The sequence below is a fragment of the Neorhizobium huautlense genome (assembly GCF_030811685.1).
Lineage (GTDB): Bacteria > Pseudomonadota > Alphaproteobacteria > Rhizobiales > Rhizobiaceae > Neorhizobium > Neorhizobium huautlense_A.
In genome coordinates this window covers 176,097-193,839 of the sequence record NZ_JAUSRF010000012.1, presented here as the reverse complement: position 1 = coordinate 193,839, position 17,743 = coordinate 176,097, and the positions used below count along the sequence as shown (strand labels likewise).

General features: G+C 59.3%; 20 protein-coding genes and 1 tRNA gene. 12 read left to right on the top strand and 9 right to left on the bottom strand.

Going from position 1 to position 17,743, the window contains the following annotated elements:
* Positions 1–115: 115 nt before the first annotated feature.
* Positions 116–3,847: a response regulator gene (locus tag J2T09_RS18605; RefSeq protein WP_306837395.1), complete on the bottom strand. Its 3,732-nt coding sequence runs from the start codon at positions 3,845–3,847 to the stop codon at positions 116–118.
* Between the two features lie 458 nt (positions 3,848–4,305).
* Between J2T09_RS18605 and J2T09_RS18600 the strand changes: the two genes are divergently transcribed.
* On the top strand, positions 4,306–6,057 hold the full coding sequence (locus J2T09_RS18600) for a DEAD/DEAH box helicase (RefSeq protein WP_306837393.1): 1,752 nt from the start codon (positions 4,306–4,308) through the stop codon (positions 6,055–6,057).
* Positions 6,058–6,156: 99 nt separating this feature from the next.
* Here the strand turns inward: J2T09_RS18600 and J2T09_RS18595 are convergent, their stop codons facing one another.
* The gene (locus J2T09_RS18595) at positions 6,157–6,465 is read right to left on the bottom strand and encodes a hypothetical protein (RefSeq protein WP_306837390.1); all 309 of its coding nucleotides are present in this window, start codon (positions 6,463–6,465) and stop codon (positions 6,157–6,159) included.
* 153 nt (positions 6,466–6,618) lie between these two features.
* Here J2T09_RS18595 and J2T09_RS18590 point away from each other — a divergent pair, with 153 nt between their 5' ends.
* Positions 6,619–7,143 (top strand): YcxB family protein, encoded by a 525-nt coding sequence (locus tag J2T09_RS18590; RefSeq protein ID WP_306837388.1) that lies wholly within the window; start codon positions 6,619–6,621, stop codon positions 7,141–7,143.
* Here the strand turns inward: J2T09_RS18590 and J2T09_RS18585 are convergent.
* Positions 7,137–8,042, bottom strand: coding sequence for a DMT family transporter (locus J2T09_RS18585; RefSeq protein ID WP_306837386.1), 906 nt, complete (start codon positions 8,040–8,042; stop codon positions 7,137–7,139). The genes J2T09_RS18590 and J2T09_RS18585 overlap by 7 nt on opposite strands.
* Positions 8,043–8,371: 329 nt before the next feature.
* Here J2T09_RS18585 and J2T09_RS18580 point away from each other — a divergent pair, with 329 nt between their 5' ends.
* The 4 genes from J2T09_RS18580 (at position 8,372) to J2T09_RS18565 (ending at position 12,142) form a co-directional block, all read left to right on the top strand.
* Entirely contained in the window at positions 8,372–9,781 is a 1,410-nt protein-coding gene (locus J2T09_RS18580; RefSeq protein WP_306837384.1) for a circularly permuted type 2 ATP-grasp protein, read from the top strand.
* Positions 9,782–9,790: 9 nt separating this feature from the next.
* Positions 9,791–10,732 (top strand): alpha-E domain-containing protein, encoded by a 942-nt coding sequence (locus J2T09_RS18575; RefSeq protein WP_306837383.1) that lies wholly within the window; start codon positions 9,791–9,793, stop codon positions 10,730–10,732.
* An 18-nt stretch (positions 10,733–10,750) separates the two neighbouring features.
* A complete protein-coding gene (locus tag J2T09_RS18570; RefSeq protein WP_306837381.1) occupies positions 10,751–11,593 on the top strand; it encodes a transglutaminase family protein in 843 nt (280 codons plus the stop codon).
* Between the two features lie 66 nt (positions 11,594–11,659).
* Positions 11,660–12,142, top strand: a complete 483-nt coding sequence (locus J2T09_RS18565) for a hypothetical protein (RefSeq protein ID WP_306837379.1) — start codon at positions 11,660–11,662, stop codon at positions 12,140–12,142.
* A 40-nt stretch (positions 12,143–12,182) separates the two neighbouring features.
* Here J2T09_RS18565 and J2T09_RS18560 read toward each other — a convergent pair whose 3' ends face one another.
* Positions 12,183–12,365 (bottom strand): DUF3329 domain-containing protein, encoded by a 183-nt coding sequence (locus tag J2T09_RS18560; protein ID WP_306837377.1) that lies wholly within the window; start codon positions 12,363–12,365, stop codon positions 12,183–12,185.
* Between the two features lie 241 nt (positions 12,366–12,606).
* Between J2T09_RS18560 and J2T09_RS18555 the strand changes: the two genes are divergently transcribed.
* Positions 12,607–12,683, top strand: a tRNA-Arg gene (locus tag J2T09_RS18555).
* A 317-nt stretch (positions 12,684–13,000) separates the two neighbouring features.
* Here the strand turns inward: J2T09_RS18555 and J2T09_RS18550 are convergent.
* The gene (locus tag J2T09_RS18550; protein ID WP_306837376.1) at positions 13,001–13,276 is read right to left on the bottom strand and encodes a hypothetical protein; all 276 of its coding nucleotides are present in this window, start codon (positions 13,274–13,276) and stop codon (positions 13,001–13,003) included.
* Between the two features lie 302 nt (positions 13,277–13,578).
* Here J2T09_RS18550 and J2T09_RS18545 point away from each other — a divergent pair, with 302 nt between their 5' ends.
* Both J2T09_RS18545 and J2T09_RS18540 read left to right on the top strand, forming a co-directional pair.
* On the top strand, positions 13,579–13,881 hold the full coding sequence (locus tag J2T09_RS18545) for a hypothetical protein (RefSeq protein WP_373458510.1): 303 nt from the start codon (positions 13,579–13,581) through the stop codon (positions 13,879–13,881).
* 119 nt (positions 13,882–14,000) lie between these two features.
* Positions 14,001–14,144: a DUF1127 domain-containing protein gene (locus J2T09_RS18540; protein WP_153360014.1), complete on the top strand. Its 144-nt coding sequence runs from the start codon at positions 14,001–14,003 to the stop codon at positions 14,142–14,144.
* A 458-nt stretch (positions 14,145–14,602) separates the two neighbouring features.
* Here the strand turns inward: J2T09_RS18540 and msrA are convergent, their stop codons facing one another.
* Entirely contained in the window at positions 14,603–15,115 is a 513-nt protein-coding gene (gene msrA, locus J2T09_RS18535) for a peptide-methionine (S)-S-oxide reductase MsrA (protein WP_306837374.1), read from the bottom strand.
* 11 nt (positions 15,116–15,126) lie between these two features.
* Between msrA and J2T09_RS18530 the strand changes: the two genes are divergently transcribed.
* Positions 15,127–15,549: a hypothetical protein gene (locus J2T09_RS18530; protein WP_306837372.1), complete on the top strand. Its 423-nt coding sequence runs from the start codon at positions 15,127–15,129 to the stop codon at positions 15,547–15,549.
* 43 nt (positions 15,550–15,592) lie between these two features.
* Here J2T09_RS18530 and J2T09_RS18525 read toward each other — a convergent pair whose 3' ends face one another.
* Positions 15,593–15,943 (bottom strand): hypothetical protein, encoded by a 351-nt coding sequence (locus J2T09_RS18525; RefSeq protein WP_306837369.1) that lies wholly within the window; start codon positions 15,941–15,943, stop codon positions 15,593–15,595.
* 9 nt (positions 15,944–15,952) lie between these two features.
* Here J2T09_RS18525 and J2T09_RS18520 point away from each other — a divergent pair, with 9 nt between their 5' ends.
* Together J2T09_RS18520 and J2T09_RS18515 are read left to right on the top strand one after the other, a co-directional pair.
* Positions 15,953–16,342: a group II truncated hemoglobin gene (locus J2T09_RS18520; RefSeq protein WP_306837368.1), complete on the top strand. Its 390-nt coding sequence runs from the start codon at positions 15,953–15,955 to the stop codon at positions 16,340–16,342.
* Positions 16,343–16,397: 55 nt separating this feature from the next.
* Entirely contained in the window at positions 16,398–16,718 is a 321-nt protein-coding gene (locus tag J2T09_RS18515) for a DUF423 domain-containing protein (RefSeq protein ID WP_306837444.1), read from the top strand.
* Here J2T09_RS18515 and J2T09_RS18510 read toward each other — a convergent pair.
* Complete coding sequence (locus J2T09_RS18510; protein ID WP_306837366.1) at positions 16,715–17,023, bottom strand: FliM/FliN family flagellar motor switch protein; 309 nt, start codon at positions 17,021–17,023, stop codon at positions 16,715–16,717. The genes J2T09_RS18515 and J2T09_RS18510 overlap by 4 nt on opposite strands.
* A gap of 146 nt (positions 17,024–17,169) precedes the next feature.
* Entirely contained in the window at positions 17,170–17,610 is a 441-nt protein-coding gene (locus J2T09_RS18505) for a hypothetical protein (protein ID WP_306837364.1), read from the bottom strand.
* Positions 17,611–17,743 lie beyond the last annotated feature (133 nt).

The following is a 17,743-nucleotide window of genomic DNA, read 5'->3' as shown; positions in this document are numbered from 1 at the left end:
AGTTGCGCCACATCTACATGACGAGTTTAACTGTCGCAATGGCAGCATATATCAGAAAATAAAAACATTCTGCACGTTGCAAAAACTCGACACCATGAGGCGCCGAAGCCGTTACTCAACTGCGCGCGGCAACGCTTGTGGCACCGTTGCCGAGCCATGCACTGATCTTCTGCTCCAGCATTTCCGGACTGATCGGCTTGGACATGTAATCGTCCATTCCAGCGGCGATGCAGAGTTCGCGGTCGCTTTCCAGCGCATGCGCTGTCACGCCGATGATCGGCACGTGGCCACCCTCACCGCTTTCGATCTCGCGGATTTTTCTGGTTGCCTGATGACCGTTCATGACGGGCATGGACACATCCATGAGAATGACTGCCGGGTCACGCTCGCGCCATGCGTCGACAGCCTCGGCACCGTTCTTGACGATCAGGAATTCCAGCCCCGTCGATTGCAGGATCTGCGTGAAGACGATCTGGTTGACGTCATTGTCTTCCGCGACCAGCACATGCAGGGATGGCGCAGTTTTTGCCTCGGCGGATACGGCAGGCGAAGCCGACACGTTCTCTGAAACCGGCTGCAAACGCGGCTGCGCGACAACGGCTGAAGTCTTCGACGGTAGCGCATCCGCATCGTCCGCCAAACGGCGGCGGGTGCGAACACCGCGCACCACATCAACGATCGTGCTGCGCAAGAGGTTGGCGCGTGCCGGCTTCATCAGATGCGCCTGCACATTCATCGCCGCAAAGGCGCTGTCATCGCCGGCCATGTCCATCGAGGTCAGGAAAACGATAGCAATGTCGGCAAAACGGTTGTCGCCGCGAATATGCGCCGCGACTTCCATGCCGTTCATATCCGGCATGTGGTAATCGAGGATAACGGCATCGATGACGATGCCGAGCCTCGCAGCTTCGGCCAGAACCGCCAGACCTTCAGGCCCACCGTCGGCAGCCACGCAATCAAAGCCCCACATGCCGAGTTGTTCGGTCAGAATGCGGCGATTGACGGGATTGTCGTCGATGACGAGGATTTTTGCGCCTTCGGTTGCAAGCGGCAGCGCCGGCGCATTGTTGCGCTCGCTGACCACCTCGAACGGCATGCTGACGGTAAAGATCGAACCACGCCCGACCTTGCTTTCGACCGAGATCGAACCACCGAACAGATTGACGAGACCGGCGGTGATCGCGAGACCAAGGCCCGTGCCTTCATGACGCCGCGTCGAAGACGTATCGACCTGCGAGAATTTCTCGAAAACGGTGCGCAGCTTGTCGTCCGGAATGCCGATGCCGGTATCCTCGATGCGGATTGCCAGCATCAACTGGTTTTCGGCGGTCGGTGTCGCCGATAGCTCGATGAAGACATGTCCTTTTTCGGTGAATTTCACCGCATTACCGACGAGATTGGTGACGATCTGGCGGAACCGACCGGCATCGCCCATCACAGTGTTGCGGACAGTGACGTCACCGCGCACCAAAAGCTCGATATCCTTGTCGGCGGCTGACGAAGACAGCAACGTCGCCACATCCTCGATCGCCTCGACCGGATCGAACGGCGCCTTGCGCAGCTTCATCTGGCCGGCATCGATCTTTGAGAAGTCGAGGATGTCGTTGATGATGGTCAGCAGTGCATTGCCGGATTTGACGATGATATCGATAAACGTTTTCTGGCGGGGATCGAGCTGAGATTTGGAAAGGAGTTCCGCCATGCCGAGCACGCCGTTCATCGGCGTGCGGATCTCGTGGCTCATGTTTGCCAGGAATTCGGACTTGGCGCGGTCGGCCGCTTCGGCGCGCTGCAACAGGCGGGTCAGTTCCTGCTCGCGCAGCTTCATCTCGGTAATGTCGGTGAAGACGGCGAGCCAGTGATCGTCGCCGGTCAGCTTTGCTTCGACCTGCACCCATCGTTTGCCGTCGATCAGGAAGGTCAGCGCCACGGGCTTGCCAAGCTCGATACTGGTCTCCCAGACGCGCAGCGCATCCATGGCCTGTTCGTGACCACCGAAATCACCACGCTTCTGGCAGAAGCGGAAAATGTCACGCCATGCCGAGCCGATCGCGGCAAGGTCATCCGGCAGATCCAGCATGGCCGCCAGCGCATTGTTGGAAAAGACGATCAGCCCATCATGCAGGATCAGCAGGCCCTGGCTCATGGCGCTGGTGGCATCGCGCATCAATGCGCCCTGCAGTTCCAACGCGGCACGGGCTTGCAACACTTCCTCGTCGCGCTTGCGCAGCGCCGAGATATCCATGTAGCTGAGCAGCATCTTGCCGCCGGAAAGCGGCGTGCCGGAAATGACGATGGTGCGGCCATCGCGGCTTTTCACCTCGATCGGCGGCCCGTCCGGCTCGCCCGTCAGGCGACGGATACGCTCCGCATAGATCTCGTCGAAGGAACGCGGATCGCCGGCATAGATTCCGTGGTCGTAATTGACCTTGAGGAAATCGCGATAGGGCCGCCCCTTGAGCTCGAACTGCTCGCCGGCATCCCAGAAACCGTAAAAGGCCGAATTGGCGAATTCGAAACGCAGGCCCTCATCGAGAATACCGATACCGACCGGCATGGCATCGAGGATCGTCTGAAGATCCCGATGCATCTTTTCCGCCTTGTCCTGTGCCTGCCGGACCATGGTGATGTCGGTGCGCGAGCAAACGAGATGGCGCTCGCCATCCGGCGAGATGATGCGGCGAAGGCGGGTAATGACGGGAATGACATCGCCATCCGGAAAGGTGACTTCCTCAACCTTGTCGATCGGCGTGCCGTCGCGCAGCACGCGGGTGTTTTCATCGACGAAACGCTGGCCGGCGGAGGGAAACATTTCCGCTTCCGTCTTGCCGAGAAAATCCTCGCGTTTGCCGCCGAGCATTTCCTCATAGGCATCGTTGGCAAAGCTCAGGCGGCGTTCGGCATCGCGCAGGAACACCGGCACCGGCAGGTCTTCCAGCACGGCGCGGAAAAGCTCGCTCTGCTTGGCCTTCTCGCGAAGCTGGGTTTCCTGATCCTTGAAATCGGTCACATCGATGCGCAGCGCGATGACGAGACCGTTGTCGAGACGCTTGTTGACGCTGCGCAGCCAGCGCCCGCCGGGCAGATGTTCGATGACATCGCTATGCGCCTCGCCGAAACGACTGATACGCGCGGAAATCCATGCCTCGCGGTCCGGATTGTCCCGCAGCATTTCTTCCGGCGCACGTTCCAGGGCGCGATCGTAAATGGCGCGCGACATGTCGCCGATCGTCATGCCAACCGCGACATCGATGCCAAGAGGCGCATAGAAGTTCGCGAACTGGGTGTTGCAATAGATCAGCGTCTTGTCGTCGCTGTAATCATCCTCACCATAGATGCCGACGCCGATATCGAGCATATCGAGGGCGTCGTTGAGCAGCAGTTCCTGCAGGTCCGGGCGGCCGCCAGCAGAGGATTGCGGGAGCCTCTCGCCATCATTCGCGACAGAGCCATGCGAAACCACGAGGCTCGACGCTTGGCCGCTGGCCGGCACATCACCCATTGGTTCCAGCAGGCCGTAAACATAGGCGCGATCGTCTTCGGTGAGAAAGCGTTCGATATGGATCTTATGGCGGGTCACACCATGGTCATCGAAGGAAAAAGCGGTCTCGTCATTGCCGAACACCAGGGCCCGACGCTCCTTTTCCTCGCAATCGAACGTGTCGATACGTTCGGCGAGATCGAATGTGCGCTTGCCCTTGAAATCCTGACGCGAGAAACCGAACAGCCGTGCGTAGGCATCATTGACCGCGACATAACGCAGAGCGCTGTCCTTGATGAAAGCGGGCGTGCGCAGATCGTTGATCCGCTCGCAGGCTACCCCCAAAAGCTCGCTATCGCTTGTCAACCCGCCCTCGCTGACCGCGCGCATACTCGCAACGCGTGATTCGATATGTCACCAGATCGCGGGATATCATCATGGGGATGGTTAACAATGGGTTGTCCCCGCACGCATAAACCAACAATCCTGACGAGCATCAATTCCGCAGGTTTGCGAGTGAAAGCGCAGGAAGAAAAGTGCTTTCACATTGCCACTCTTGACTTTTTGCCGAAAAACAACCAAATGGCGCCAAGCTTTCACCTTCCGGCCGCCGCGTGAGCTGGCCCCGCGACGAATTTCTGCATTCGCGAAGAAGGAACAAGGCGCATAGATAGATCGCCCTCACGACGAGGGTTCAAGCGCTGGAAAGTATTTTCCAACTCACAAGTTCCCACTTCACGCGGGGTTCTTGACGCCTAAAGCAGCCGACCCGGCATGGTGCCGCGCCGGCATCTGTGCTTTTGGCGCCCCGAAAGGTTTATGACTTGACCAATTTCGAAACGCTTGGCGTCTCCAAGCAGATCGTCGCTACGCTGTCGCAGCTCGGGATCGAAACGCCTACTCCTATCCAGGAAAAGGCGATCCCGCTCCTGCTCGAAGGCCGCGACCTGATCGGCCTGGCACAGACCGGCACCGGCAAGACCGCCGCTTTCGGCCTGCCGCTGATCGAGCGCCTGCTGGCCGAAGACCGTCGTCCCGATAACCGCACGACGCGTTCGCTCATTCTTGCCCCCACCCGCGAACTGGTGAACCAGATCGCTGCAAACCTGAAGACTTTCATCAAGGGCCGCCCGCTCAAGATCAACCTCGTCGTTGGCGGCGTGTCGATCAACAAGCAGCAGCTGCAGCTGGAAAAGGGCACCGACATTCTGGTCGCCACCCCCGGCCGCCTGCTTGACCTGGTTGCCCGCCGCGCCATCGGCCTGACCACGGTTCGTTTCCTCGTGCTCGACGAAGCCGACCAGATGCTCGATCTCGGCTTCGTGCATGACCTGCGCAAGATCGCCAAGATCGTGCCGAAGAAGCGCCAGACCATGCTGTTCTCGGCCACCATGCCGAAGGCGATCGCCGATCTGGCCGCCGAATTCCTGACCGATCCGGTCAAGGTCGAAGTGACGCCTCCGGGCAAGGCTGCCGACAAGGTCGAGCAGTATGTCCACTTCGTTGCCGGCAAGGGCGACAAGACGGAAATCCTGCGCAAGACGCTGCTGGAAAATCCGGACGGCCGTTCCATCGTCTTCATGCGCACCAAGCACACCGCCGAAAAGCTGATGAAGCACTTCGACAATATCGGCTTCTCGGTCGCCTCCATCCACGGCAACAAGAGCCAGGGCCAGCGCGAGCGCGCCTTGAAGGGTTTCCGTGACGGCGAGATCAAGACGCTGATCGCCACCGACGTCGCCGCCCGCGGCATCGACATCCCGGCCGTCAGCCATGTCTATAACTACGACTTGCCGGAAGTGCCGGACGCCTACGTGCACCGTATCGGTCGTACCGCCCGCGCCGGCCGCGATGGTATCGCGATTGCCTTCTGCGCACCGGACGAAACCATGCTGCTGCGCGACATCGAAAAGCTGATGGGCATCGAGATCGCCACCGCGTCTGGCGAACGCCCTGAAGCCATGATCCGTCCCGCTCGCGGCAACGGCAATGGCAACAACAAGCGTGGCGGCCAGTCGCAGGGCCGCGGCGGTCGCGGTAACGGCGGCGGCGAAGGCCGCAGCGCATCCGGCGAAACGCGCAAGCCGCGCCGCGAGCGCCCTGCCCGCCAGCCGTTCGGCGATCGCGCCAATGGCGAAGCAGGTGCCCGTTCGGAAGAACGCGCCGAGCGCCCGCAGGGTGGCCGTCCGGCCCGCCCTGCCCGTCGCAACGAGGATTTCCGTGGCCAGCGCCGTGAGGAAGCCGTTCCGCAGTCGCATGGCGACAACGATCTTGCCTCGACCTCGGATTTCCGTCCGAAGAAGCAGTTCGGCTCGCAGGACGGCAACCGCAATGAAGGCCGTCCGGCCCGCAACGAAAATCGCGGCGAGCGCCGTGATGATCACCGCAAGGGTGGCCAGGGCAAGTCCGAACACGCAGCCCATGGCGCACATGAGCCGGGTGCACAGCGCAACAAACACCGTGGTGGCCAGGGCGCCGGCCAGAAGCAGGGCGAAGCCCGTGGTCCGGTCCGTTTCGGCAACAATGGCGGCCGCAACGAAGGCGGCATGCAGGGCCGCAAACGTCGCCCGGCATAACGTCTGACATGCATTAAAGAACACAAATGGCCGGGCTTTGCAGCCCGGCCATTTGCTTTTGAGAGTGTTCAGGCGACAGCGGGATCGCCGGTGATGTCCTTAGCGGTTTGGCACCCAGATGCGGCGGCCATCGCGGTAGATGAATTGCCCGTCGCGACCGCGTCGATCGTCCCGGTCTGCACGACGATTGCGATCCCAGTCGCGACGATCACGGCGGTCGTCACGTGCGTGATGGCGACCACGATCCCAATCTCTGCGATCATGACGGGCGTTATAGTGATGGCTCGGTCCAGCCGGACGCACATGGACACGCTCGTGCGTGCGATAGGTTGCCCCCTCGCTGACGCAGCCGGCCAGGGTAAGACAGGCAAGGGCGGTAGCGGCAAGTGTCGTAAAAGATCTGATCATGTCTGCTCCTTCATTCCACGCACACATCGGGCGCTGCCCGGATTTGGCAAGGTGCAGCACCCCCGATAAGCGGATGCCGAAGTAGTTCGCGCGCACTCTGCCTTTGCCTTTTCCCATTTCCCCATTACCAAGTCGGCAAACAACGGAGTGATCATGCCAGTCCGCTATTCACTGACAGAACAGGATGTCGTGTCCGGCAACGACCTGTGGCGGCGCCAGCAGGTCAATATCTGGCCGCTTGTCACCGTGCTGGCTTTTTCATGGCTGCTAATCTCCACCTATATGGCACGCACTCTGACCGGGCTTTCCCTCGTCCTCACGGTGCTCTTCATTCTGATCCTCGTGCTGTTGCTGGGTGCGGTCACGCTCTGGCACGGCAAGCGACAATCCCGCCGCATGTCGGCCATTGCGTTCAGTCAGGCGACAGGCGCCAGCCGTGAGGTGCGGGTGACGTGGAATGCGGAAAAAATCGAATTTCGCCAGCACAAGGCCTATCGTACACAGGCATGGAGCGAGATTTCACGCTGGGCCGAAAGCGACACGACGTTCGTGCTTCTCAGTGCCGACGGCATGTTCAACCCGATCCCGAAGCGGGCGCTGACCTCCGACGATCTCACCGAGATCAAAAGCCACCTCGCCGCTGCTGGCGCAAAACGGGCTCGGTTGCTTTTCTACTGAGCAGCGGCCGGCCGCGCCTCACCTTTTGCCCTCTTGCGGTTGACCATCCACACACCGGCAACGACGACGATCGTGCCGATCACCATCGGCGCCGTCAGCGGCTCGCCGAACAGGATGGCGGCTTCGATCGCCACCGTCGGCGGCATGAGATAGATGAGCGACGCGGCCCGCGACACCTGACCGCGACGGATGAGATAAAGCAGCAGCCCCACCGCCCCCATGGATAGTCCGATGACCGACCAGACCATTGCGGCGATCGCCTGCATGGTCCAGTCGAAACGCAGGTCTTCCAGAAGCAGCGCCAGCGGTATCGTGACCAATAAGGCGCCGACATATTGCAGGCAGGCAATGGAAAGAAGATCACCCTCCTGCAGATGACGCTTCTGGTAGAGCGTGCCATAGGTGACGGAAAACATCGCGACCAGATTGATCAGCACCGGCAGCGCCAGACCGGACAATCCGTGTTCGGCGACATCAAGAAACTGGGGCGCGATGGCGATAAGGATGCCTGCGAAACCGAGGCCGAGGCCGATTTTCTGCACACCTCCCAACCGCTCGCTCAAGAACAGCGGCGCCAGCATGGCGGTCAGAAGCGGCTGAAGACCCGCGATGACGCCTGACAATCCGGCCGGCACGCCCTGCCCGATCGCGTACCACAGCCCCGCGAGATAAAGCCCGTGCAGAAAGATGCCGGAAAACAGCGTCCGCCCCAGCTGCTGTCCGGTTTTCGGCCAGGCCGCCCCCATGGCCAATGCCACACCGGCAAAGGCGATCGCTGCCAGTGCGTGACGTGCGGCAAGAAAGGTGATCGGATCCGCATGAACCGCCGCATATTTGGCAACGATCCAGCCCGTGGACCACAGGAAGACGAAAACGGCCGGAGCCAGACGGTCGAGCATGAACGGATCCGGTTTTTGTGAACGAAGTGGGATGCTCTAAGACCGGCGCAACCTCTCCGTCAAAGGAGAAAAATTGATCCCTGTGATCAGCGTGGCTCAACGCCGGATGTAATGCTCAAAATCCGGGCATGACGAACCGCTAAAACACAGCACCAACCACATCGCCGGCAAGCTTTTTCTTCACTGCCCTGCGCCTGCCTCCATTCTCGGCACAAAGCCTGCAAAATCAGCAGTTTTGGAGCAAGAACAAAATCTGCGCGCGAAATGTGCATCCTGCTTGCAAAGCCCCGATGCTTGTATTCTTATGGTCAAAAAAGGGGAACGCGCCATTGGCATTTGATGAAATGTTAACTGCGGAAGATCTTCCGCGGTCGCCCTACCAGACCTATCATGAGTGGTATTCGAGCCAGGATCCGGCGCACCTGATCCAGAAAACCCGCGATGCCGAAAACATCTTTCGAAGGACCGGCATTACTTTTGCCGTTTATGGTCATGCCGACAGTTCGGAAAAACTGATCCCCTTCGATATCATCCCGCGCATCATCGCCGCGCGCGAATGGCGCAAGCTGGCGCAGGGCATCGAGCAGCGCGTGCTGGCGCTCAACGCCTTTCTCGAGGACATTTATCACAAGCAGGAGATCATCCGCGCCGGCCGCATTCCGCGCGAACTGATCGAAAAGAACGTTGCCTTCCTGCCGGAAATGATCGGTTTTCGCCCGCCGGGCGGCGTCTATACCCATATCGTCGGCACCGATATCGTGCGCACTGGCGAGGACCAGTTCTACGTTCTGGAAGACAATGCCCGCACGCCCTCCGGCGTCTCCTACATGCTGGAGAACCGCGAGACGATGATGCAGATGTTCCCGGAACTGTTTTCGCTCAACAAGGTACAGCGCGTGGAAGATTACCCGCGCCTGCTGCGCCAGTCGCTCGCCTCGCTGGCGCCAGCCGGCTGCAAGGGCCGGCCACGCGTCGCGGTGCTGACGCCGGGCATCTACAATTCCGCTTATTACGAACATTCCTTCCTCGCCGACCAGATGGGCGTCGAACTGGTGGAAGGATCGGACCTGCGCGTCATCGACGGCAAGGTGAAGATGCGCACGACGCGCGGTTACGAGGCAATCGACGTGCTTTACCGCCGCGTCGATGACGATTTTCTCGACCCCCTCACCTTCCGCCCGGATTCAGCGCTCGGCATTCCCGGCATCATGGATGTCTACCGCTCCGGCAACATCACCATCGCCAATGCACCCGGCACCGGCATTTCCGATGACAAGGCGATCTATTCCTACATGCCGGAAATCGTCGAGTTCTATACCGGCCGCAAGGCGCTTCTCGAAAACGTGCCGACATGGCGCTGTTCGGAGCCCGATAGCCTCAAATACGTGCTCGACAACATTGCCGATCTCGTCATCAAGGAAGTGCATGGCTCGGGCGGTTACGGCATGCTGGTCGGCCCGACCGCGACCAAAAAGGAACGCGCCGATTTTGCCGACAAGCTACGCGCAAAACCCGGCAATTACATCGCCCAGCCGACACTCGCCCTTTCAACCGTGCCGATCTTCGTCAACAAGGGCATCGCGCCCCGCCACGTCGATCTGCGCCCCTATGTTCTCGTGTCCGACAAGGTGAAAATCATTCCCGGCGGGCTGACCCGCGTTGCCCTGAAACAGGGATCGCTGGTGGTCAATTCCAGCCAGGGTGGCGGCACCAAGGACACTTGGGTTCTGGAAGATTGAGGGCGTAACATGCTGGGAAGAACTGCTAACGGCCTCTACTGGATGTTTCGTTACATCGAGCGCGCCGAAAACATCGCCCGTCTCGTGGATGCCGGTCTGCGCGTCTCGCTCACCCGCGTCGGTTATTCGGATGAAGACTGGCACGGCGTGCTGGAAAGTGCCGGCGTGCGCGAAGCCTATTCCGAGGTTCACGACACGCTGACGGCGGCAGACGCCATCGATTACCTGCTGCGCGACAGCGCCAACCTGTCGAGCGTGATGTCCTGCATCGAGGCGGGCCGCAACAATGCCCGCATGGTGCGCACGGCGCTGACACGCGAAACCTGGGAAGCCACCAACGAGGCATGGATCGACCTCAAGGCACGGCTTTCGAAAAAACTGAAACCCGCTGACCTTCCGGAACTGATCGGCGTGATCAAGCACCGTTGCGGCCTCATCCGCGGCGCCTTCCACGGTTCGATGCTCAGGAACGACCTCTATAATTTTTCACGCATCGGCACGTTCATCGAGCGGGCGGACAATACCAGCCGCATTCTCGACGTTAAATATTACGTGCTTCTCCCTTCCGTCAGCCAGGTCGGTTCGGCACTCGACAACATGCAGTGGGAATCGATCCTGCGCTCGGTCTCCGCCCACCGCTCCTATGGCTGGGTTTATGATGGCGATTACCAATCGGCCAATATCGCCGATTTCCTGATCCTGCAGGTGCAGATGCCGCGTTCGCTCGCCTATTGTTACGAGAAGATCGTCAGCAATCTCGGTTATCTCGCCGAGGATTATGGCGGGCGTATAAAGGCTCATGAGACAGCCGACGCTATCCGCAAGACGCTGAAACAGAGCACGGTCGCCGAGATCATGGATCAGGGCCTGCATGAGTTCCTCGAGGATTTCGTTTCCCGCAATAGTCAGTTGAGCGCCGAGATTTCCGACGGCTATCGTTTCTATCAGTGAGCCGGAGAGTATTTGCCGATGCGCCTGAAGATCACCCACACGACCGAATATCTCTATGATGCCCCGGTGCCCTATTCGTTGCAGCGCCTGCGGCTGACCCCGGTAGATACACCGGCCCAGAAAGTGCTCTCATGGCAGATCACTGTCGAAGGCGCATCCGTGGAAGCCGGGTATGCCGACCAATACGGCAACCGCACCGAACTCGTCTCCACCGAAGGCGAGGCCCATACGATCCGCATTATCGCGTCGGGCGAGGTCGAGACATCCGACAAGGCGGGCGTCTTTGGCCCGCATCAGGGCTTTTGCCCGCTCTGGCTTTTCCTGCGCGAAACGGATCGCACCAAACCCGGCAAGCTGACCCGCGAGCTGGCCCGTAGCCTCACCGGCGACAACACGCTCGCAAAAATGCATGCGCTGATGGAGGCGATCCACGCAACCGTCGCCTACACACCCGGCAGCACCGACACCGAAACCACCGCCGAACAGGCGCTGGAAGCGAAAACGGGCGTCTGCCAGGATCACGCCCACATCTTCATCACCGCCGCCCGCCTGGCTGATATCCCCGCCCGTTATGTCTCCGGTTATCTCCTGATGGAAGGCCAGACGGAACAGGTAGCGACCCATGCCTGGGGCGAAGTGCATCTGCCCGGTCTCGGCTGGGTGGGCTTCGATGCCGCCAACAATATCTGCCCGGACACACGTTATGTGCGCATCGCCTGCGGACTGGATTATGCCGATGCCGCGCCCATCTCCGGCATGCGCTTAGGCTCGGCCGGCGAGGACCTGAAAGTATCGCTGACGGTGGAGGGCGACCACACGCAGACGCAGAGCCAGAACGGACAAAGCCAGACGCAATCCTGATCGGCCCGCCCGCAAGCCCGGCTCCATCTCCGACTGGTTGAATGCCGTTTCGGAAACGGAGCGCGCATGCTGTTAGGGCAATCCATTTTCCAGTCGGTTCTGACCCGGCTGGAGGACGAAAAACAGGAAGCTGAAGAGGCGGTACCGAAAGGCGCGGATTTCCGCATCCGCGGGCTTGGCGCCGGTTTTGTCACGCCCGAAGGAAAGCCCGCGGCGGCAGAAGTCGATACCGGCGCCTATTTCGACCATCTCGCCGACTGGCTGGAGCAACAACCCGCCACCGAAGCGGCTCCCAGCGAAGCTGCAGTGCAGACAGCAGACGAAACGCCCGTCATGCCGCCGCATCTGGCGCGCCTGGCCGAGGCCGAAATTGCCGAGGAACTGGCGATCTCGCAGAAAGACAGCGAGGCGGCACTGAACGAAAAACGCCGGCAATTCGCCAAGCTTAACCACCCGGACCGGGTCGCCCCACAATTCCGCGAGAATGCCACGATACGGATGAAGACGGCGAACCTGCTGATAGACCGGGCACTGGCGGCTTTTGGCTGAGGACGAATGCGGCAAAGCGGCAGATAGAATGCCCGGCGTCTTACTCCGGCTTTTTCCGTTCCCAAAAAAGCTTGTAGGCGGCAAACACGCCGACGAATGCAACGATGGCAGCCCATGTCGGATTGCCGGTATAAAGCTCGATGCCGACCCAGACAAAACACACGGCGACAATTAGCACGCGGCGCCAGAGTTCATCATAGAATGGATGATTGGGATCGATCATATCGGCTTTTCTCCTCCCGCAAAAATCTGCGGCTCTTGCCCCCGTATCCCGGTTGGCGCGCAAAAATGCAAGATGACACCACGAATGGATCACATCCTGCCGCGTAGCCACCCTTAAGGGGCAAGAAGTTCAAAGCACAATGATTTTTCCGTCATCGGCGACGCGATTGGCATTGAAGCCTTAGCCGAGCTAGGCTAAGAACCAATCATCGGTCACCGGCGAGTCATCGCCGGCACGGTTAGCACCCGTAGCTCAGCTGGATAGAGTGTTGGATTCCGATTCCAAAGGTCACAGGTTCGAATCCTGTCGGGTGCGCCATTTACAAAGAAAAAATCTGCAGCTTTTTGAAGCGCGATTGGCGCCCCTGATCTCCCGCCCACTGTCTTTTCACGCCGGCAGGAAAAGACACAATGCGACAAACGCCGCCATGGCCATCCAGCCAAACATTTCCAGCTTGAAAATCGTCCGCATTGCCCCACCCCATTAACCAGGAACAGGCACACAATGCGAAAGAATCCGGAAAGTTGCGTCCGGCTGAAAATATTGTTTACCGGGCTTCTACGCTCGGACACGCATCGAAAGATATCGCTCGACAATGGCGCCGACAGGCTCCCGAGCGGTCCAATATTGAGCGCTCAGTCGCTGACCGTCTCGACAAGATTGCGATCGGTGATGATGGCTTTGGTCAAATCATCGCTATTGTTCAGCCCGTTCAGCAGCGTTTTGAGGTCGGGGATTTCCATATCAACGCGGTAGATCGGCATCGGATCAATCTCGCCATAATCCGGGTCGGACCGCAGTTCGGATCGTTGCTGCCTTGCGGCTTTACGGCACTCGTCCAGCGTCGCGGTAAAATAGAGACGGTCAGGGTTTGAGATGGGGCTGATCTCGTAGGCGAAAAGCGTCGTCATGGCTGTATCCTCATTATCGGATACACAAACGAAAGCGACGCCTATCCGGTTCCATTTGCTGCACAATTCTATAATTTGTCAGGTTCTGGGTGACCGTCCTGTGACGACAATACGGCTGAATATGCCTGTCGTTCGGAGCTACCACTTAAGGCCGGAGCATGCTGCACCGCCTCGACCGTAACAGCATGGCATTCCGCGCCCAGCGCGGGCCGCGCCGTTACGTCAGAACAGGATCACCTTGCCATCCCCACCCAAAACGCCAAATACCCTTGCATCACATCTGTTCCGGCAAGGACACGTCCATGAACAAGCCCATCCTCTGTGCCACAGTCGCCCTTCTGCTCGCAGGCTGCACCGCCCCGTCAGACCCCGGCATGCGCCGTTTCGATATCGGCCCCGGCATACAGCCCATTCCCGGCAGCATCACCTATGGCGGCCAGCCGCGCACGAAACTCACCAAGTCGCCGATCGGCAGTAGTTTTTCCCACGAGTTCGACAATCAGTTCGGCTATCGCGTCATCGAACGTTACGTGATCCAGCCGGATCGCAGCCTGCTTCTGGTCAGTCGCCGCATCGTGCGCATCCCCTTCAGCCGAGACGATTGATAAATGCATAGCCATCGGCACAGTCACGCAGCAGATGCATGCCTCCATTGCTTTCAAATGCATACAAAACCGGCATTAAACCGATTATATAATGTGCATCGAACAAAGGAGAGAAACACATGCGTATCGCTGAAAAACTGAAGAATTACGCCGCCAACCGCCGCGCCATGCGCGAACTGGACCAGCTTGACGACCGCGCCCTGCACGATCTCGGCATTTCCCGCTCGACCATCCGCGCCGCCGTTCTCGGTGCCGGCCGCTAAGCCGATCTTCGGCTTGCGCATAAATATGCTGTAAAAGCCGGAGGCGAAGGTTTTCGCCTCTCACGGCACACAGGGCGATCGACCGGATCGAGCGCCACAGGCCCCCATCCGGCCCGCCCCAGTCCGACAATGCCGGACCCGCGCAAAAGATCTGCGCCACGGGCATGGAAAAGACCACCGCCACAATCTTGCCGGCACAGTGCCACTGCTTTTTCGCGAATGCGTCTTGAAACTTTCACAAAGCACATCCATATTGTGTCCATACAAGAATTCATCTCCGCCTGACCACGGATGTACTGGCAGTGTCGTAGAGATGGAGTGAGGAAGGTCGGTGCGAGTTTCGCCCGGCCTTTTTTCTTGCGCATTACTTGGCCACCCCTTCTGCCAAATAAAAAAGCGGCGCCTGCACTTTGCAGGCACCGCTCTATGGACGTCGCTTCACGGATCCTCCGAGAAAATCAGGCCGTCAGCACCTGACGGCGCGGCAGTTTCCAGTTCGGCCGCACGAAATGGCAGGTATAGCCGTTTGGAATACGCTCCAGATAATCCTGATGTTCCGGTTCGGCCTCCCAGAAATCGGAAACCGGCGCAAGCTCGGTTACCACCTTGCCGGGCCACAGACCGGAGGCGTCGACATCGGCGATCGTATCTTCCGCCACCTGTTTCTGGTTTTCATCGACATAAAAGATTGCCGAACGATAGCTGGGCCCGAGGTCATTGCCCTGGCGGTTCGGCGTCGAAGGGTCGTGGATCTGGAAAAAGAACTCCAGCACATCGCGAAAACTCAGCCGGGCCGGATCAAAAATGATCTCGATCGCTTCGGCATGGTTGCCGTGATTGCGATAGGTGGCGTTCGCAACCTCGCCGCCGCTGTAACCGACGCGGGTCGACAAGACGCCCGGCATCTTGCGGATGAGATCCTGCATTCCCCAGAAGCAGCCGCCGGCCAGCACTGCACGTTCCGTTGTCATGACATGGCTCCTTGTTTGGTATGATCGCTCATGGGGCGATCCTTCTTCGCCAATATAAGAAGTGCGCCCACATTTTTACAGATGGTTCGGCTGCCATTGCGGCAGATCAAGGCGAGGAACTGACCCATTATGGTATTTTCAACCTCGCTAAAAAGCGCTTGTCGAAAACATCAAATAAGCGCAATTTCAGCGGACTGCTCGGTAGCGAAGGAGGAGCGCGAATGAGTAGAGACCTGACGATAACCGAAGCCATCAGCGATCCGATGATCGTGCAATTGCTTGAGGCCGACAATGTGCCGATGGCAGCCTTCGTGCAGCTTCTGCAAAGCGCCGCACGCATCCAGAAAGCAGAGATCGAGCGCGCAAGGCTCGATATCGTTATCGCCGATGTGCAAAATGTTCAACGTAATGCCGACGTGATGGGTGCAGCATGATTTTCGCACCCGGCAGTGATGCAGGCAGGCGTTTTTCAACATCTCAGGGCGCGGCATCCGCCTTGGCTGCCGCCCCTTCGTCCTGCCCGTCGATGACGGGGCAGACACGACCTGCGGCACGGCAGGCGCGCTGGCCGGTATCGCCGGTTTTGCGGGACAGCGCTGATGCGAGCGTGGAGGAAAACCCGCTGGAAGCTACAGGAACAGCCGCCCCGGCCACCCGGCCGATCTGACGGCCACTCGCCCCATCCCTCGCGCTCGCCTGCGACGCGTTGGCGGCTTGCCCGCACGCCCATGGCGGCGTAACAAACATCAACCACAGTTTTACCGCCGCCCTCGCCTTTCGCATGGCTTCGATGACCATGTCCGCAAGCACAGGACTACGCGGCAGCAATGGATGTTCATGGCAGGCGAAACCATCACCCTTTACGAAGCGATCGGCGGCGATGCCACCGTGCGCGCCCTTTCCCGCCGGTTTTACGAATTGATGGATACGCTGCCGCAAGCAGCCCGATGCCGCGCCATCCATCCTAAAAGCCTGGTCGGCAGCGAAGCGAAACTCTACGACTATCTGACAGGTTATCTCGGCGGCCCGCCGGTCTATGTCGAAAAATACGGCCATCCGCGCCTGCGTTCACGCCATTTCGGCGCCGAAATCGGGCCGCAGGAACGCGACGAATGGCTGCTCTGCTTTCGGCAGGCGTTGGATGAGACGATCGAAAATCCAAAACTGCGCGACATCATCTGGCCACCGATCGAACGGCTCGGCTTTCACATGCAGAACAAGGAATAGGCCATTGGCACGACTCGATAATCTGCGGCCTTTGATCCTGCTGGCCAGCGGCCTGATGGGCGTTTCGGGAGTTGCCCTGGCCGCAGCTGCCAGCCACAGCGGCGACACACACCTGCTTGGCTCGGCCTCGACGATGTGCCTGGCGCATGCGCCGGTTCTGCTGGCGCTTTATCTCGGCAACACGCGTTTCCGCACCGCAACGCTTGCCGCACTTATCCTCGGCCTCGGCACGATCGTGTTTGCCGGCGACCTCGTCTCGCGCCATTTTCTCGGCGACCGGCTGTTTCCCTTTGCCGCGCCCTTCGGCGGCTCGATGATGATGCTCGGTTGGTTGGCCGTTGCTACAGGCGCATTCTTGCCGATGAGAAAAGCCTAGAGATCCGCCTCGACCGAAATCATCCGGATGCCGATGATGTTTTCGCGCTCGTCGGCAATGATCTCACCGTAACCGATGCGCTTGCCGTTGACCTGCAGCTCGACCGGTTCGCCAAAATGCTTGTCGAGCCAGAAGGGTTCGCCGGGTTTTGCCGCCATCAGTTGCGAAACCGACACCTTTACCTTGCCGAGTACGGCCTGCACTTCGATCGGGATATCGCGCACGCGCGGCGAAGAGAGTTCCAGCGATGTGGCCGGCATGGCGGAGCGGGAATTCGGATGGCCGGTGGATGCATCGTTGTTCATTATGACTACCCTCTAAAAATCTACGGTGAATCACAGGTTAACCCGGTCGTTTTGCCAAATCGCGCTGGAATGGCCGCAAACCTTAACAACCGGTAAACACCCACAGCGCCTCAAATCGAGCCGCTCGAAAACGATACAGAATCACATTAAATCGTGACTGCCGGCCGCCGGTTTCCACGCATGCGGGCCTGAACGACCGGCGGGCAGGCATCGCGAATGCTGCTGAGCGATGCCAGAGGCAGAACGAGGCGCGACAGGGCTTCGATGAAAAACGAATCTTCAGCCTCGGAAAAAGCCACGATCATCTCGCCCTTGATGATGTTCTTCTGCGCGCAGGTGAAAAAGATCTCGCCGGCACCGAGGCAGATGTAAAAATGTTCGGGCAGGAATTCGATCGCCTTGGCCTGGATGATCGCCCCCTTCTCATGCAGTCCGACAATACGAATCTGCATCGTGGCGAAGGATTTGACGCCGGTTTTCGGATAGATGGCCCGCGCCAGGATATTTGCCTTGCGCATGCGCGGAAGCGCGTTGTCGTTGGCGCTATAAAACTGCGCCAGATAATTGCGGGGTTTCTGGGGTCTCAAAAGAAGGGTCCAAGGCAAATGGTTTGGTTAAACAATCCTTAACCCTGTATCCCCCCGCACAAAAATGTTCAACTGTCACATTTCGGGCATGATGCTTTTGCACGGATACAAGCACAACAAAACAGCCCGGCTT

What these genes read in the sequence shown, in the direction of transcription:
- J2T09_RS18595 (WP_306837390.1), bottom strand. Translation starts at nt 6,465, where the DNA reads ATGATCAGATCTTTTACGACACTTGCCGCTACCGCCCTTGCCTGTCTT.
- J2T09_RS18590 (WP_306837388.1), top strand. Translation starts at nt 6,619, where the DNA reads ATGCCAGTCCGCTATTCACTGACAGAACAGGATGTCGTGTCCGGCAAC.
- J2T09_RS18585 (WP_306837386.1), bottom strand. Translation starts at nt 8,042, where the DNA reads ATGCTCGACCGTCTGGCTCCGGCCGTTTTCGTCTTCCTGTGGTCCACG.
- J2T09_RS18575 (WP_306837383.1), top strand. Translation starts at nt 9,791, where the DNA reads ATGCTGGGAAGAACTGCTAACGGCCTCTACTGGATGTTTCGTTACATC.
- J2T09_RS18570 (WP_306837381.1), top strand. Translation starts at nt 10,751, where the DNA reads ATGCGCCTGAAGATCACCCACACGACCGAATATCTCTATGATGCCCCG.
- J2T09_RS18565 (WP_306837379.1), top strand. Translation starts at nt 11,660, where the DNA reads ATGCTGTTAGGGCAATCCATTTTCCAGTCGGTTCTGACCCGGCTGGAG.
- J2T09_RS18560 (WP_306837377.1), bottom strand. Translation starts at nt 12,365, where the DNA reads ATGATCGATCCCAATCATCCATTCTATGATGAACTCTGGCGCCGCGTG.
- J2T09_RS18550 (WP_306837376.1), bottom strand. Translation starts at nt 13,276, where the DNA reads ATGACGACGCTTTTCGCCTACGAGATCAGCCCCATCTCAAACCCTGAC.
- J2T09_RS18545 (WP_373458510.1), top strand. Translation starts at nt 13,579, where the DNA reads ATGAACAAGCCCATCCTCTGTGCCACAGTCGCCCTTCTGCTCGCAGGC.
- J2T09_RS18540 (WP_153360014.1), top strand. Translation starts at nt 14,001, where the DNA reads ATGCGTATCGCTGAAAAACTGAAGAATTACGCCGCCAACCGCCGCGCC.
- msrA (WP_306837374.1), bottom strand. Translation starts at nt 15,115, where the DNA reads ATGACAACGGAACGTGCAGTGCTGGCCGGCGGCTGCTTCTGGGGAATG.
- J2T09_RS18520 (WP_306837368.1), top strand. Translation starts at nt 15,953, where the DNA reads ATGGCAGGCGAAACCATCACCCTTTACGAAGCGATCGGCGGCGATGCC.
- J2T09_RS18515 (WP_306837444.1), top strand. Translation starts at nt 16,398, where the DNA reads ATGGGCGTTTCGGGAGTTGCCCTGGCCGCAGCTGCCAGCCACAGCGGC.
- J2T09_RS18510 (WP_306837366.1), bottom strand. Translation starts at nt 17,023, where the DNA reads ATGAACAACGATGCATCCACCGGCCATCCGAATTCCCGCTCCGCCATG.